Genomic DNA, 14,969 nt, shown 5'->3' on the forward strand with positions numbered 1-14,969 from the left:
AGTCAGTCCAACCAGACATATCCGGCAAGCCGGCCGGTCACCCGGTCGCGGCGGTACGAGAAGTGGTCCCGCGACTCCAGTGTGCAGACCGGGGAACGCCGGCCCTGCGGCACCCCCGCCTCCGCGAGCTGCGCGTGCACCCCGGCGACCACGTCGACGGCCGGTGTCCCCCAGCTGGTCTCGGCCCACGCGGCCGGCACCACGGCGGCGACCGCCTCCCGCATCTCGGCCGGCACCTCGTAGCAGTGCCCGCAGACGGCGGGTCCGGTACGGGCGACGATCCGCGCGGGGTCGGCGCCCAGGGCCGCCATCGCCTCGACGGCGGCGGGCACCACCCCGGCGACCAGCCCGGGCCGCCCGGCGTGGGCGGCCGCGGCGACCCCGGCGACGGGGTCGGCCAGCAGCACGGGGGTGCAGTCGGCGGTGAGCACGGCGAGGGCGAGCCCCCGACGGGCGGTCACCACCGCGTCCACCGAGGGGATGTCGGCGGCGGAGCCCCAGGGCCCGTCGACCACGGCCACGTCCCGCCCGTGCACCTGGTTCATCCAGACCACCTGGTCCGGGTCGATGCCCAGCTCCTTCGCGGCGGCCGCCCGGTTCGCGCGAACGGCGGCCGGGTCGTCTCCGACCGCGCCGCCGAGATTGAGCTCCTCGTACGGAACGGCGCTCACCCCGCCCCACCGGTCGGTGAAGGCGAAGTGCGCGCCGCTCTCGTGATGCTGCTCCAGCGTCACTTCAAGAAGTCCGGTACGTCCAGCTCTTCGGCCGGGCTGTCCTGGTAGGGCCGGGCCGTCGGGACCTGCGGCGGGGCCGGCGCGGTCTCGACCGGGATCTCGACCGGAGCCGGCGGCTCCTCGCGCGGGGTCACGGTGCCGAGCCCGCCGAAGGCCGGGCGGACCGGCTCGGGCGCGCGGACCGGCGCGGGGGCCGGCTCCTCGCGCTTGGTCGACGCGGCGCCGATCACGTTGTCCCGGCGGGCGGGGGGCTGGCCCCCGTCGAAACCGGCCGCGATGACCGTGACGCGGACCTCGTCACCGAGGGCGTCGTCGATGACGGCGCCGAAGATGATGTTCGCCTCGGGGTGCGCGGCCTCGCTCACCAACTGCGCGGCCTCGTTGATCTCGAAGAGACCGAGGTCCGAGCCGCCGGAGATGGAGAGCAGCACGCCGCGGGCGCCGTCGATGGACGCCTCCAGCAGCGGCGAGGAGATCGCCATCTCGGCCGCGGCCACGGCGCGGTCGTCGCCGCGGGCGGAGCCGATGCCCATCAGGGCCGAGCCGGCCTCGGACATCACGGACTTGACGTCGGCGAAGTCGAGGTTGATCAGACCCGGGGTGGTGATCAGGTCGGTGATGCCCTGGACGCCGCTGAGCAGGACCTGGTCCGCCGACTTGAAGGCGTCGAGCACCGAGACCTGGCGGTCCGAGATGGACAGCAGGCGGTCGTTGGGGATGACGATGAGGGTGTCGACCTCTTCGCGGAGCTCGGCGATGCCGTCCTCCGCCTGGTTCGCGCGGCGCCGGCCCTCGAAGGTGAACGGCCGGGTGACCACACCGATCGTCAGGGCGCCCAGCGAGCGCGCGATGTTGGCGACGACGGGCGCGCCGCCCGTGCCGGTGCCGCCGCCTTCGCCGGCGGTCACGAAGACCATGTCGGCCCCCTTGAGGACCTCCTCGATCTCCTCGCGGTGGTCCTCTGCCGCCTTGCGGCCGACGGCCGGGTTGGCTCCGGCGCCGAGGCCCCGGGTGAGTTCGCGGCCGACGTCGAGCTTGACGTCGGCGTCGCTCATCAACAGCGCCTGGGCGTCGGTGTTGATGGCGATGAACTCGACGCCCTTGAGACCGACCTCGATCATTCGGTTGATGGCATTGACACCACCGCCGCCGACACCGATGACCTTGATGACTGCGAGGTAGTTCTGCGGTGCTGCCACGTCGAAGGCCTCTCGCCTCGAGTTACGTGTCGCCGCCTCGCGGGCCTGCGGTGCGACGACTGATGCCGAAATGTGGGACGGTCCGTACGCGCCGACCCGAACCCTAACCCTGAAGTTTAGGGTTATGGATGTGCCTGTTCCTTGGACTCTTCCGAACAGGACACTAAGTCGACAAGTAGCGCGTGTTCAACGAACACGCCGAACCTCCCGTTTTTCTTTTCACCCTATGTGATCACCCGTATCGGTGGCCAACCAGGGTGCGTCGGCCCTCGACCCGACGTCAACTCCCGGACACCGCCGGGGCGGTGGGGACGCTCACGTCGAAGTGGTCGGCTTTGGGCGCGGCCTTCAGCAGGGCGGTCAGCGCCCGGCCTTTGGCCTCACCCAGTTCGCCGCTCCCCCACACCACCGTGCGGCCCCTCGTCAGCTCCAGCACGACCGAGTCGAACGACCGTACCTTGACCTGCAACGTCTCCTTCGCGACTGCGTCGGGAAGGCCTCCCGCGATGCCCACCGCCTCCCGCAACAGCCGCTCCTCGTCGAAGCGGCGCGCGCTCGGCGAGCGGTCCGCGGCCATTTCGAGGAGCGGAACGCCGGCGGGTGCTTTCGCAACGGTGTCGAACCGCACACCCTTCGCGTCCACTTCGATGAAGTCCGCGCCCTTTTTGACGAGCAGGACCGGTTTGCGCTCCGTCACCTTCAGCCCGATCCCGTGCGGCCAGGCCCGCACCACATCGACCGAATCGATGCGGGACAGCCGGCCGCGCACCCGGCTGGCGATCTCGTCGGTGTCGACGCCGACCAGGGGCGCGCCGACGGGCACGGCCGCGGCGGAGACGACCTGCTCGGGGGTGAGCACCTCGGTGCCCGAGGCCGTGACCTTCTCGACGCGCAGCCAGGACGAGCCGTAGAGGGCCCAGGTGCCGCCCCCGGCGAGGAGCGCGGCGGCGGCGAGGGTCACCAGCAGGCGGACCCGGCGCGGTCTCCCGCCGCCGGATCCGCGCGGGCCGGTGCCCTTGGGCGACTTGGGCGGCCGGGACGGTTCGGGCGCGCCCTTGCCGCTCCCGCCCGCCCGGCCGGACGCTCCGCCTCGTGCCGTCGTCGCTCCGGCCACTCCTGTGCCTCCTGGATCGGCGGTTACCCGCGTGCGGCCGCGATCGCCTCGTGGACGAGGCCGACGAGGAGCTCGTCGGCGTCCCGGCGGCCGAACTCGGCGGCGGCGCGGGACATCTCGTACAGGCGGTGCGGATCGGACAGCACCGGCAGGACCTGGCCGAGCACCCAGTCGGGCGTCAGTTCCGCGTCGTCGACGAGGAGGCCGCCGCCGGCCTTGACCACCGGCTGGGCGTTGAGCCGCTGTTCGCCGTTGCCGATGGGCAGCGGTACGTAGGCGGCCGGCAGTCCGACGGCGGCGAGTTCGGCGACGGTCATCGCGCCCGCCCGGCACAGCATCATGTCGGCGGCGGCGTACGCGAGGTCCATCCGGTCCACGTACGGTACCGGGACATAGGGCGGCATCCCGGGCATGTTGTCGACACGCGGCAGTTCGTTCTTCGGGCCGACCGCGTGCAGGATCTGGATCCCGGAGCGCTGGAGGGTCGGCGCGACCTGCTGGATGGTCTCGTTGAGCCGGCGCGCGCCCTGGGAGCCCCCGGAGACCAGCAGCGTGGGCAGGTTGGGGTCGAGGCCGAAGGCGGCACGGGCCTCGGGGCGGACGGCGGCGCGGTCGAGGGTGGAGATGGCGCGGCGCAGCGGGATGCCCACGTAGCGGGCGCCCCGGAGCTTGCTGTCGGGGGTGGAGACGGCGACGGCGTGCGCGTAGCGGGAGCCGATCTTGTTGGCCAGTCCGGGCCGGGCGTTGGCCTCGTGGACGATGATCGGCACCCCGAGCCGCTTGGCGGCGAGGTAGCCGGGCAGGGCCACGTAGCCGCCGAAGCCGACGACCACGTCGGCCTTGGTGCGGACGAGGATCTCCTCGGCGGCCTTGATGGTGCCGCGCAGCCGTCCGGGGACGGTGATCAGCTCCGGGGTGGGCTTGCGGGGCAGCGGTACGGCCGGGATGAGCCCCAGCTCGTAGCCGCGTTCGGGCACGAGGCGGGTCTCGAGGCCGCGCTCCGTGCCGAGGGCGGTGATGCCCACGGTCGGGTCCTGCCTGCGCAGGGCGTCCGCGAGGGCCAGCGCCGGCTCGATGTGGCCGGCGGTCCCCCCACCGGCGAGTACGACATGCACCGAAATTCACCGCTCTCCGGACGGACGCCTCTTGACGCGCCGTCTCATCGACTTCCATATGGGCCCGCTCCGCCTCCAGCCGGCTCCCGGCCGTCGCATCGCGAGCGCCGCGCGCGCCGCCGGCTCCTCCCGCGCGAACGCGATGAGCAGCCCGACCGCGAACATGGTCGGCAGCAGGGCGGACCCCCCGTAGGAGAACAGCGGGAGGGGTACCCCGGCGATCGGCAGCAGACCGAGCACCGCACCGATGTTGATCACGGCCTGGGCCGTGATCCAGGTGGTCACGCCTCCCGCGGCATACCGTACGAAGGAGTCCTCCGTGCGTCCGGCCACGCGGATACCCGCATAGCCTAGAGCCGCGAACAGGGCGAGCACCGACAGCGTCCCCGCCAGGCCCAGTTCCTCACCGGTGATGGCAAAGATGAAGTCGGTATGGGCTTCGGGCAGTTGCCCCCATTTTTCCACACTCGCCCCGAGACCGGAACCGAACCATCCGCCGGATGCGAGGGCGTAGATGCCGTGGACGCCCTGCCAGCAGAGGTCGTTCCTGCCCGGGTCCGTCGCCCCGAGACAGGTGAGCCGGTCCATGCGGTGCGGGCTGGTCTTGATGAGGAGTGCGACGATCACACCCGCGAAGACGAGCACGGCGGCGAACATCCGCGTCGGCGCCCCGGCGAGCCACAACAGGCCGAACAGGACGGCCCCGAGGATCATCGCGGTGCCCATGTCCCCGCCGAGCATGATCAGCCCGAGCAGCAGGAAGGCGACCGGGACCAGCGGCACCAGCAGGTGCTTCCACTGGGTCAGCAGCCCCTTGTCGCCCTTGCGGGCCAGCAGGTCGGCGCCCCACAGGATCAGCGCCAGCTTGCCGAACTCGCTGGGCTGGAGCATGAACGGGCCGCCCAGGGAGATCCAGTTCTGGTTGCCGTTGATCGAGACCCCTATCCCGGGGACCTGGACCAGGACCATCAGGAACAGGGTGCCGGCGAGCACGGGGTAGGACAGCGCGCGGTGCAGTTTGACCGGCATGCGGGAGGCGGCGAACAGCAGGACGCCGCCGATCGCGGCGGCCAGGAACTGCTTCTTGAAGAAGTAGGCGTCTCCCAGGCCCAGCTGGAGGGCCTTGATCATGGACGCCGAGTAGACCATCACCAGGCCGAGCACGGTGATGAGCAGCGAGCTGCCGAAGATCAGGTAATACGCCGTGAGCGGGCGGTCCCAGGCCTTCGTCAACTGCCGCCGCGTACGCCGCAGCCGCTCCAGCGGGCCGCCCCGGGCGGGCCGCTTGGCACCGGGGGCGGGACGTTTGCGGCCCTGCGCCTTGACGGCGGAGGGCCGCCGTCCCGGCAGCATCTGTTTGGCCGGCATCTGTGATCTTCCCCTCCACTCGTACGGGGCGAGCAGCCGGCCGGAGGGAACCTGTCGGGCGCCCTCGGCTAGGCCGTGTCCGCGGCGCTCCCGGAGGCGAGTTCGCGCACCGCGTCGGCGAACGCGTCGCCCCGCTTGTTGTAGTTCGCGAACATGTCCATCGAGGCGCACGCGGGCGCCAGGAGGACGGTGTCTCCGGGTTCCGCGAGCCGGGCCGCTTCCCGGACCGCTGCGAGCATCGCCCCAGTGTCGGTCCGTTCGAGGTCGGTCACCGGGACCTCGGGCGCGTGTCGCGCCAGTGCCTCGGCGATCAGCGCCCGGTCGGCGCCCATCAGGACCACGCCGCGCAGCCGCTTCGCGGACTTCCGCACGAGCTCGTCGAAGGTCGCGCCCTTGGCGAGCCCGCCGGCGATCCAGACGACCGGTTCGAAGGCGGCCAGGGAGGCCTCGGCGGCGTGGGTGTTGGTGGCCTTGGAGTCGTCGACGTAGCGGACCCCGTCGACCTCGTCCACGTACGCCACGCGGTGTGCGTCGGGGCGGAAGTCGCGCAGCCCGTCGCGCACGGCGCGCGGCTCGACGCCGAAGGCGCGGGCCAGGGCCGCCGCGGCGAGGGCGTTGGCGATGTTGTGCGGGGCGGGCGGGTTGACGTCGTCGACGTGCGCCAGCTCCTGGGCGTTCTTCTGCCGGTTCTGCACGAACGCCCGGTCGACGAGGATCCCGTCGACCACGCCGAGCATGGAGGGGCCGGGGGCGCCGAGGGTGAAGCCGATGGCGCGGCAGCCCTCCTCGACGTCGGCCTCCTCGACCAGCCGCTCGGTGGCGGGGTCGGCGACGTTGTAGACGCAGGCGATGGTGTTGCCCTCGTAGATGCGGCCCTTGTCGGCGGCGTAGGCCTCCATGGAGCCGTGCCAGTCGAGGTGGTCCGGGGCCAGGTTGAGGACGGCCGCGGAGTGGGCGCGCACGGAGGGCGCCCAGTGCAGCTGGTAGCTGGAGAGCTCGACGGCCAGGACGTCGTAGTGTTCCCCGCCGGTCACCACGTCGATGATGGGGGTGCCGATGTTGCCGACGGCGGCGGTCTTCAGACCGGCCGCCCGCAGGATCGAGGCCAGCATCTGGGTGGTGGTGGTCTTGCCGTTGGTGCCGGTGATGGCGAGCCAGGGGGCGGCGTCCTCGCCGCGCAGCCGCCAGGCGATCTCGACGTCGCCCACGACGTCCACGCCCGCCTCGGCGGCGGCCGCGAACAGCGGGCTGTCGGGCTTCCAGCCGGGCGAGGTGACGACGAGCTCGGTGCCCTCGGGGAGGGTCTCGGCGTCGCCCAGGCGCACGGTGACGCCCTTGGCCTCCGCTTCCAGCTCGGCCGCGCGGGCCCGGTGGCCCTCGCTGTCGCCGCCGTCGACCACGGTCACGACGGCGCCGAGGCCGGCCAGGGCGCGGGCGGCGCTGATGCCGCTCACGCCGAGGCCGGCGACGGTGATGTTCCGGTCCTGCCAGGGGGTCACTTGTCCGCTGCCCATCCCGCGTAGAAGAGGCCGAGACCCACGATCACGCACATGCCCTGGATGATCCAGAAGCGGACCACGACAAGGACTTCGGACCAGCCCTTGAGTTCGAAGTGGTGCTGGAGCGGGGCCATTCGGAAGACTCGCTTGCCGGTCATCTTGAAGGAGCCGACCTGGATGACGACCGACATCGTGATGAGCACGAAGAGGCCGCCGAGGAGGGCCATCAGGAACTCCGTGCGGGAGCAGATGGCCAGACCCGCGAGGGCGCCGCCGAGCGCGAGCGAGCCGGTGTCGCCCATGAAGATCTTGGCGGGCGAGGTGTTCCACCACAGGAAGCCGAAGCAGGCTCCCATGAGGGCGGAGGCCACCACCGCGAGGTCCAGCGGGTCGCGGACCTCGAAGCAGGCGTTGGGGTTGGTCAGGGTCACCGCGTTGGCGCAGGACTCCTGGTGCTGCCAGACGCCGATGAAGGTGTAGGCGCCGAAGACCATCACGGCGGCGCCGGTGGCGAGGCCGTCCAGACCGTCGGTCAGGTTCACGCCGTTGGACATGGCCAGGATCATGAACAGGGCCCAGACCACGAACAGCACGGGGCCGATGGACCAGCCGAAGTCCGTGACGAACGAGAGCTTCGTCGAGGCCGGGGTCAGCCCGCGCGAGTCCTTGAACTGGAGCGCGAGCACGGCGAAGGCGATGCCGACGATCAGCTGGCCGGCCATCTTGGCCTTGGCCCGCAGACCGAGCGAGCGCCGCTTGACGATCTTGATGTAGTCGTCGAGGTAGCCGACCAGGCCCATGCCGGCCATCAGGAACAGCACCAGCAGGCCCGAGAAGGAGGGCTCCTCGCCGGTGATGACCTTCGTCAGCGCGTACGCGATGAGGGTGGCCAGGATGAAGGAGATGCCGCCCATGGTGGGCGTGCCCTTCTTGCCCGCGTGGCCGCGGGGGCCGTCGTCGCGGATGAACTGGCCGTAGCCCTTGCGGGCCAGCAGCTTGATCAGCAGCGGGGTACCGATGACGGTGAGGAACATGCCGATGACACCGGCGAACAGGATCTGCCTCATCGGCCGGCGACCTCACCCTCGAGCAGCGCCAGCGCCACCCGCTCCAGACCGACCGACCTGGAAGCCTTCACCAGCACGACGTCCCCCGGGCGCAGTTCACTGCGCAACAGGTCGACCGCCGCCTGCGCGTCGGACACGAGCACCGACTCCTCACCCCACGAACCCTCGTTATATGCGCCCAGCTGCAGCCAGGACGCTTCCCTGCCCCCGACCGCCACGAGCCTGCTCACGTTGAGCCGGACGGCGAGCCGCCCCACCGCGTCGTGCTCGGCCAGCGAAGCGTCACCGAGCTCGGCCATGGGACCGAGCACCGCCCACGTGCGTCCCCCGCCCTCCTTGCCGGCGCCGCCCATCGCGGCCAGTGCGCGCAGGGCGGCCCGCATGGATTCGGGGTTCGCGTTGTAGGCGTCGTTGACGATCGTGACGCCGTCCGCCCGCTCGGTGACCTCCATGCGCCACCGGGACAGGGTGCCCGCCCCGGAGAGCGCGGTGGCGATCTCCTCGACTGACATGCCCAGGACATGGGCGACGGCGGCCGCGGCGAGCGCGTTCGACACGTGGTGCTCACCGTACAGGCGCAAGGTCACATCGCTGCACCCGGTCGGTGTGTGGAGTGTGAAGGAGGGCTGTCCCGAGGGGGTCATCCGCACCTCGGTCGCGCGTACGTCCGCGTCCTCGGCCTCGCCGAACAGGACCGTACGGGCCTTCGTCCGGGCGGACATCGCGCGCACCAGCAGGTCGTCGGCGTTCAGGACGGCGACCCCGCCCTCCGCCTCGGACGGGAGGGCCTCGACCAGCTCGCCCTTGGCCTGGGCGATGGCCTCGCGGCCGCCGAACTCGCCGATGTGGGCGGTGCCGACGTTCAGCACGAGGCCGATGCGCGGCGGGGTGAGGCCGGTGAGGTAGGCGATGTGCCCGATGCCGCGGGCGCCCATCTCCAGGACCAGGTGCCGGGTTTCGGCGGTGGCCTTCAGGGCCGTGAGCGGCAGGCCGATCTCGTTGTTGAGGGAGCCGGGCGTCCACACGGTGGGCGCGTGGTGCTGGAGCACCTGGGCGATCAGGTCCTTGGTGGACGTCTTGCCGGCCGAGCCGGTCAGGGCGACCACGTCGGTGCCGAGCCGTCCGACGACCGCGCGGGCGAGGGCGCCGAGCGCCTTCTCCACGTCGTCGACCACGATCGCCGGGACGCCGACCGGCCGGGCGGCCAGGACGGCGGCGGCGCCGGCCGCGACCGCGCGCTCGGCGTAGTCGTGGCCGTCGACCTGCTCGCCGGCGAAGGCGGCGAAGAGGCTGCCGGGCTCCACCTGGCGGGAGTCGATGACGACCGGCCCGTCGACCGTCGCGGAGGGATCCGGTATGTCGTGGGGCCGCCCGCCGGTGATGTCGGCGATCTCGGCGAGGGAGAGGGCGATCACTGGTTCACCTCGGCCTGTCGGGCGCTGAGCTGCTGGTTCTCGATGGCCGCGCGGAGCACGGCACGGTCGTCGAAGGGGCGTACGACGCCCGCCGTGTCCTGGCCCTGCTCGTGGCCCTTGCCCGCGACGAGGACGGTGTCCCCCGCCTCGGCGCGCGCGACGGCGGCGGCGATGGCCGCCGCCCGGTCGGCGTCGACCAGGACGGTGCCCCGCTCCTCGGCGGGGACGGAGACCGCGCCCTCGAACATCGCGGCGAGGATCCTCAACGGGTCCTCGGAGCGCGGGTTGTCGGAGGTCAGGACGGCGGTGTCGGCGTACCGGGCCGCCGCGGCGCCCATGGGGCCGCGCTTGGTGGTGTCGCGGTCGCCGCCGCAGCCGAGCACGATGTGCAGCCTGCCGGTGGTGACCTCGCGCAGGGCGCGCAGCACCGACTCGACGGCGTCGGTCTTGTGGGCGTAGTCGACGACGGCCAGGTACGGCTGTCCCGCGTCGACCCGCTCCAGCCGGCCGGGGACGCCGGGGACCGCGGCCACGCCGTCGGCGGCGGTCTGCGGGTCGATCCCGGCGGCGGCCAGGGTGACGACGGCGGCGACGGTGTTGGCGACGTTGAACGGGCCGGGCAGCGGGGCCTTGGCCCGTACGCGCTGTCCTTCCGGCCCGACCAGGGTCAGGGTGGAGTCCATGTGCCCGCTGACCACGTCCTCGGCGCGCCAGTCGGCGGCCGGGTCGCCGGCGGCGGAGAAGGTGACGACCGGGATCGGCGCCTCCTTGGCGAGGCGGCGGCCGTACTCGTCGTCGACGTTGACCACGCCCAGGCGGGCGCGGCGCTCGGTGAACAGCTGCGCCTTGGCCTGGAAGTAGTCCTCCATGTCGGAGTGGAACTCCATGTGCTCCGGGCTGAGGTTGTTGAAGACGGCGACGTCGAAGACGCAGCCGTCGACCCGGCCCAGCACCAGGGCGTGGCTGGAGACCTCCATGGCGACGGCCTCGACGCCGCGTTCGCGCATGACGGCGAACAGGGCCTGGAGGTCGGTGGCCTCGGGGGTGGTGCGCTCGGACTTGATGCGCTCGTCGCCGATGCGCATCTCGACGGTGCCCACCAGCCCGGTGGCCTTGCCCGCCGCGCGCAGCCCGCCCTCGACGAGGTAGGCGGTGGTGGTCTTGCCGGAGGTGCCGGTGATGCCGAGCTGGAGCAGGGCTTCGCCGGGCCGGCCGTAGATCTCGGCGGCGAGCTCGCCCATGCGGCCGCGCGGGTCCTCGACGGCCAGGACGGGCAGGCCGGTCGCGGCGGCGCGTTCGGCGCCCTGCGGGTCGGTCAGCACGGCGGCGGCGCCGAGGGCGGCCGCCTGGGCCGCGAAGTCGGCGCCGTGCAGCCGGGCGCCGGACAGGGCCGCGTACAGGTCGCCGGGGCGCACGGCACGGGAGTCGTGCGTGATCCCGGTGATCCGGGTGTCGCCGGACTCGGGCAGACCCAGCAGGCCGGCCAGCTCGCCCAGGGGGGTCGGGCGGGCGTTCAGGGGCCGGGGCGCTCCCGGCGGCGCTGCCGGGGCGTCTTTCTGGGCGGTTCTGGGCTGATCAGCGTGGGGCACGGCGGTGAGCGTACCGGGCGCGGCGGGCCGCTCGCGAAGCGAGGGCCCGTCCGGGGCGGCTTCGGCCGTCTGGTTCCCGGGTTTCGGGGTGATCGTTGTCACTGATGGAGCCTCACGCGTGGGTGGTGGGACGGTCGGTTCTCTGTCAGGGCTGCGGGCTGGGCTGCGCGGTCGGCGCGGCGGCGGCCGGCGGAGCGGACGCGTAGGTCACCGGGAGCCCCGCGGGGGCGGCTCCGGTGGGTGCGACCTGGAGGGTCTTGAGTGCGAACTCCATGACGGTCTTGTAGATCGGGCCGCAGATCTGGCCGCCGAAGTAACTGCCCTTGGTGGGGTTCTGGATGGCGCAGTAGACGGTGATCCGCGGGTCGTCGGCGGGGGCGAAACCGGCGAAGGAGGCGGTGTAGCCCTTGTAGCGGCCGGTGGCCGGATCCACCCGGTTGGAGGTGCCGGTCTTGCCGCCGACCCGGTAGCCGGGGATCTTCGCCTTGGTTCCGGTGCCCTCCTGGTCGTCGACCACGGATTCGAGCATCTCGGAGAGGGTCTTGGCGGTCTGCGGGCTGATCACCCGGGTCTTCTCGGGCGCGGGGGCCGGGGTGAACCGGCCGTCGGGGCCCTTGGTGCCGCGGACCAGGGTGGGGGTGACGCGGACGCCGCCGTTGGCGACGGTGGAGTAGACGGAGGCCGCCTGCATCGCGTTGAGGGACAGGCCCTGGCCGAAGGGGATCGTGTACTGCTGCGAGGTGGACCAGGCCTCCGGCCTGGCGAGGATGCCGCGGGACTCGCCGGGGTAGTTCAGGCCGGTGGGCCGTCCGATGCCGAACCGGTCCAGGTAGGAGTACAGGACCTTGTTGGCCTCGGGCTGGGTGGCGCCGAGCTGGCCGGTGGCCAGGATGGTGCCGATGTTGGAGGACTTGGCGAGGACCCCGTTGAGGGTCAGGTACCAGGTGGGGTGGTCGATGTCGTCCTTGAAGAGCCGGTCGCCGCGGTGCAGCCGGTTGGGGACCTCGACGTGGGTGTCGGGGGCGGCCTTCTTCTCCTCCAGGACGGCGGCCATGGAGATCACCTTGGCGGTGGAGCCGGGCTCGTAGACGTCCTGGAGCGCGGCGTTGCCCATGGCGGCGGACTTGGCCCGGGTCAGGTCGTTGGGGTCGAAGCCGGGGGCGTTGGCCATGGCCAGCACCTCGCCGGTGCGGGTGTCCTGGACGACGACGTAGCCGCGGTCGGCGCCGGACTTCTCGACCTGCTCGGCGATGGCGCTCTGCGCGGCCCACTGGATGTCGCGGTCGATGGTCAGCTCGACGTCCTCGCCGGGCACGGCGGGCTTCTCGTGGGACCCGGCGGTGGGCACGCGGCGGCCGCCGGACTGGGCGTAGGTGATCTCGCCCGCCTTGCCGGCCAGCTTCTTGTCGAGGGCGGACTCCAGGCCGCCGGCGCCCTTGCCCTCGGCGTTGACGTAGCCCAGTATCCCGGCGGCGAGGTCGCCGTTCGGGTACACGCGCTTGCTGCTGTTCTCGTTGAAGACCCCGGCGATGACGTTGGCGCCGGGGCCGTTGTTCCGCTTGTCGGCGGCCGCCTTGTCGGCGAAGAGCTTCTTGAGGTCCTTGATCTGGTTCCAGACCTGGGGGGTCTGCCGGCGGGCCAGGACGACGTAGCGGGTGTCCTTGGTCCTGAGCCGGGCGGCGATCTCCTTGGCGTCCTTGCCGAGGATCGGCGCGAGGAGGGCGGCGGCCTGCTCGGGGGCGTCGGGGGCCTTGCTCTCCTGGGGGGTGAACATCCTCGGGTCGGCGGTGATGTCGTACGCGTCGACGCTGGTGGCCAGGGCGACGCCCTTGCGGTCGGTGATCTCTCCGCGCTCGGCGGCCAGGACGTACTTGGCGAAGCGGTTCTCGGTGGCCTTGGCGGAGTACGCGGAGGCGTCGACGGCCTGCACCTGGAGCAGCCGGACGACGAAGACGAGCATCACGAGGGTCAGCGCGACACCGACCAGCCGCAGGCGGGGCTTGGGGCTCCCGAGCCGGATGGTGTGCGGGGCCCGCGGCGCGGGCGTCCGCCCGGCCGGACGGGGCCGCCCCGGCCCCGGCACCCGCCGCGGGGGCTCCTTGGGGCTCACCGGTGCGCTCCGCGACGGCCCGGGGAAACTCCGCCGAGGCTCCTTGGATTTCGGCCGGGGTGGGAACGGAGGAAGGGCGGGGCGGGGAGAAGTCCCGCAGGGAACCGCGTCACGACGTCACCTGCCTGGGGTCGGGGTGGGCAGCGGGGTCCCGCTCGGGGCCGGACCCGCCGGACCGTCCGGGTTCTGCGTGGCGGCCGGGGCCGACGGCGGCGTGGGCGTCGGGGTCGGCGCCGGGGCCGGGGACGGCGGGGGCGGGGCCTCGGCCACCACCGGGGTGCCGGCCGTCTTGCCGTCGGGGCCGAGGAAGACGGGGCTGCCGCCCGGCACCAGACCCAGCTCACGGGCCCGCCGCTGCAGCGCGTCGGGCGCGGAGTACCCGTCGACGTCCCGCTGGAGCGCCTGCTGCTCGTCGGTCAGGGCGGTGGTCTCCTTCTTCAGCCGGCTCAGCTGGAAGGACCCCTGGTTGAGCGCCGAGTTCAGCAGCAGCAGGCTGATCAGGCCGCCCGCCAGCAACGCCACGACCAGCAGCACGAACGGCATCCGCGCCGCCTGCCGGGCTCCGCCGGGGCCGCCCGCGGCGGGGCGGCCCCCGGAGGAGCGGCCCCGCACGAGGCGGGCCGCCCCGCCGCGGGTCAGCGTGGCCACCTTCCCGGCCTTGGTCACGGCCGCGCCTCGCGGATCCGTTCGACGCCGCGGAACCGGGCCGGGGCGGCCCGCCGGTTCTCGGCGATCTCCTCCTCGGTGGGCAGCTCCGCGCCCCGGGTGAGGAGCTTCAGCTTCGGCTGGTACTTCTCCGGGACCACGGGCAGCCCGGGCGGCGCCGTCGAGGTGGCCCCGGCCGTGAAGACCTGCTTCACCAGGCGGTCCTCCAGGGAGTGGTACGACAGGACCGCGATCCGCCCGCCCACCGAGATCCGGTCGACGGCGGCCGGAATGGCCCGCTCCAGCCCGGCGAGCTCCCCGTTGACCTCGATGCGCAGGGCCTGGAAGGTCCGCTTGGCCGGGTTGCCGCCGGTGCGCTTGGCCGCCTGCGGCAGCGCGTCGCGGATCAGCTCCACCAGCCGGGCGCTGTTGCTGAACGGCTCCTTGGCGCGCTCGCGCACGATCGCCGAGACGATCCGCTTGGCCTGCTTCTCCTCGCCGTACTGGCGCAGGATGCGGACCAGCTCGCCGGGGGCGTAGGTGTTGAGGACCTCGGCGGCGCTGATGCCGGTCGTCTGGTCCATGCGCATGTCCAGCGGCGCGTCCTGCGCGTAGGCGAACCCGCGGTCGGCCTCGTCGAGCTGCATGGAGGAGACGCCGAGGTCGAAGAGGATGCCCTGGACGGTGGGGAGCCCCAGGCCGTCGAGGACCTCGGCGAGGTCGGCGTAGATCGCGTGGACGAGGGTGGCCCGGTCGCCGAAGGGGGCCAGTCGCTCGCCGGAGAGGCGCAGGGCCTCCTTGTCGCGGTCGAGGCCGATCAGGCGCGCCTCGGGGAACCGGGTCAGCAGGGCCTCGCTGTGGCCGCCGAGGCCGAGGGTGCAGTCGACGACGACGGCCCCCGGCCTCTCCAGCGCCGGGGCCAACAGGTCCAGGCACCGCTGGAGCATCACCGGGACATGTCGGGACTCGCTAGTCAAAGCGCCCTCTCAGATAACGGCGCGGCAGGCATACGCCGCGCCGCGCACGCGGAGTGTTACCAGGGGGCCGGGGCGGCCGGTGGGGCCGGGCTCCGGCCGGTTCGCGTCACTTTAGTGCAACGCCCGCCCCGGTCAAC

The 14,969-nt window shown here is 72.7% G+C and carries 12 protein-coding genes; all 12 read right to left on the reverse strand.

Features of this window, described 5'->3' with window-relative positions; translation table 11 throughout:
* Positions 1-2: 2 nt before the first annotated feature.
* The 12 genes from pgeF to rsmH all read right to left on the reverse strand — a co-directional run bounded on the left by pgeF (position 3) and on the right by rsmH (position 14,802).
* Positions 3-734: a peptidoglycan editing factor PgeF gene (pgeF, locus tag ACFY0O_RS07575; protein ID WP_388943958.1), complete on the reverse strand. Its 732-nt coding sequence runs from the start codon at positions 732-734 to the stop codon at positions 3-5.
* A complete protein-coding gene (gene ftsZ / locus ACFY0O_RS07580) occupies positions 731-1,933 on the reverse strand; it encodes a cell division protein FtsZ (protein WP_007263607.1) in 1,203 nt (400 codons plus the stop codon). The genes pgeF and ftsZ overlap by 4 nt, the downstream gene beginning before the upstream one ends.
* A 280-nt stretch (positions 1,934-2,213) precedes the next feature.
* The gene (locus tag ACFY0O_RS07585) at positions 2,214-3,047 is read right to left on the reverse strand and encodes a cell division protein FtsQ/DivIB (protein ID WP_388943961.1); all 834 of its coding nucleotides are present in this window, start codon (positions 3,045-3,047) and stop codon (positions 2,214-2,216) included.
* 23 nt (positions 3,048-3,070) lie between these two features.
* Positions 3,071-4,162, reverse strand: coding sequence for an undecaprenyldiphospho-muramoylpentapeptide beta-N-acetylglucosaminyltransferase (gene murG / locus ACFY0O_RS07590; protein WP_358898578.1), 1,092 nt, complete (start codon positions 4,160-4,162; stop codon positions 3,071-3,073).
* A 6-nt stretch (positions 4,163-4,168) separates the two neighbouring features.
* Positions 4,169-5,530, reverse strand: a complete 1,362-nt coding sequence (gene ftsW, locus ACFY0O_RS07595) for a putative lipid II flippase FtsW (protein WP_388943964.1) — start codon at positions 5,528-5,530, stop codon at positions 4,169-4,171.
* Positions 5,531-5,598: 68 nt separating this feature from the next.
* On the reverse strand, positions 5,599-7,044 hold the full coding sequence (murD, locus tag ACFY0O_RS07600; RefSeq protein ID WP_388943967.1) for a UDP-N-acetylmuramoyl-L-alanine--D-glutamate ligase: 1,446 nt from the start codon (positions 7,042-7,044) through the stop codon (positions 5,599-5,601).
* Positions 7,026-8,096 carry a phospho-N-acetylmuramoyl-pentapeptide-transferase gene (mraY, locus tag ACFY0O_RS07605; protein ID WP_358898583.1) on the reverse strand — a complete coding sequence of 357 codons (1,071 nt, stop codon included), beginning with the start codon at positions 8,094-8,096 and terminating at the stop codon, positions 7,026-7,028. The genes murD and mraY overlap by 19 nt, the downstream gene beginning before the upstream one ends.
* The gene (gene murF, locus ACFY0O_RS07610) at positions 8,093-9,511 is read right to left on the reverse strand and encodes a UDP-N-acetylmuramoyl-tripeptide--D-alanyl-D-alanine ligase (protein WP_388943970.1); all 1,419 of its coding nucleotides are present in this window, start codon (positions 9,509-9,511) and stop codon (positions 8,093-8,095) included. Before murF ends, mraY begins: the two co-directional genes overlap by 4 nt.
* Positions 9,508-11,202: a UDP-N-acetylmuramoyl-L-alanyl-D-glutamate--2,6-diaminopimelate ligase gene (locus ACFY0O_RS07615; RefSeq protein WP_388943972.1), complete on the reverse strand. Its 1,695-nt coding sequence runs from the start codon at positions 11,200-11,202 to the stop codon at positions 9,508-9,510. Before ACFY0O_RS07615 ends, murF begins: the two co-directional genes overlap by 4 nt.
* 43 nt (positions 11,203-11,245) lie before the next feature.
* A complete protein-coding gene (locus ACFY0O_RS07620) occupies positions 11,246-13,210 on the reverse strand; it encodes a peptidoglycan D,D-transpeptidase FtsI family protein (protein WP_388943973.1) in 1,965 nt (654 codons plus the stop codon).
* A 117-nt stretch (positions 13,211-13,327) separates the two neighbouring features.
* A complete protein-coding gene (locus tag ACFY0O_RS07625) occupies positions 13,328-13,876 on the reverse strand; it encodes a hypothetical protein (protein WP_388943975.1) in 549 nt (182 codons plus the stop codon).
* The gene (gene rsmH, locus ACFY0O_RS07630; protein ID WP_358898633.1) at positions 13,873-14,802 is read right to left on the reverse strand and encodes a 16S rRNA (cytosine(1402)-N(4))-methyltransferase RsmH; all 930 of its coding nucleotides are present in this window, start codon (positions 14,800-14,802) and stop codon (positions 13,873-13,875) included. Before rsmH ends, ACFY0O_RS07625 begins: the two co-directional genes overlap by 4 nt.
* Positions 14,803-14,969: the final 167 nt, after the last annotated feature.

The organism is Streptomyces sp. NPDC001594 (genome assembly GCF_042893675.1).
Taxonomy (GTDB): domain Bacteria; phylum Actinomycetota; class Actinomycetes; order Streptomycetales; family Streptomycetaceae; genus Streptomyces.

Excerpts from the sequence above, each read along its gene's own strand:
- rsmH (WP_358898633.1), bottom strand. The coding sequence starts at position 14,802 with ATGCTCCAGCGGTGCCTGGACCTGTTGGCCCCGGCGCTGGAGAGGCCG.
- mraY (WP_358898583.1), bottom strand. The coding sequence starts at position 8,096 with ATGAGGCAGATCCTGTTCGCCGGTGTCATCGGCATGTTCCTCACCGTC.
- ftsW (WP_388943964.1), bottom strand. The coding sequence starts at position 5,530 with ATGCCGGCCAAACAGATGCTGCCGGGACGGCGGCCCTCCGCCGTCAAG.
- murD (WP_388943967.1), bottom strand. The coding sequence starts at position 7,044 with ATGGGCAGCGGACAAGTGACCCCCTGGCAGGACCGGAACATCACCGTC.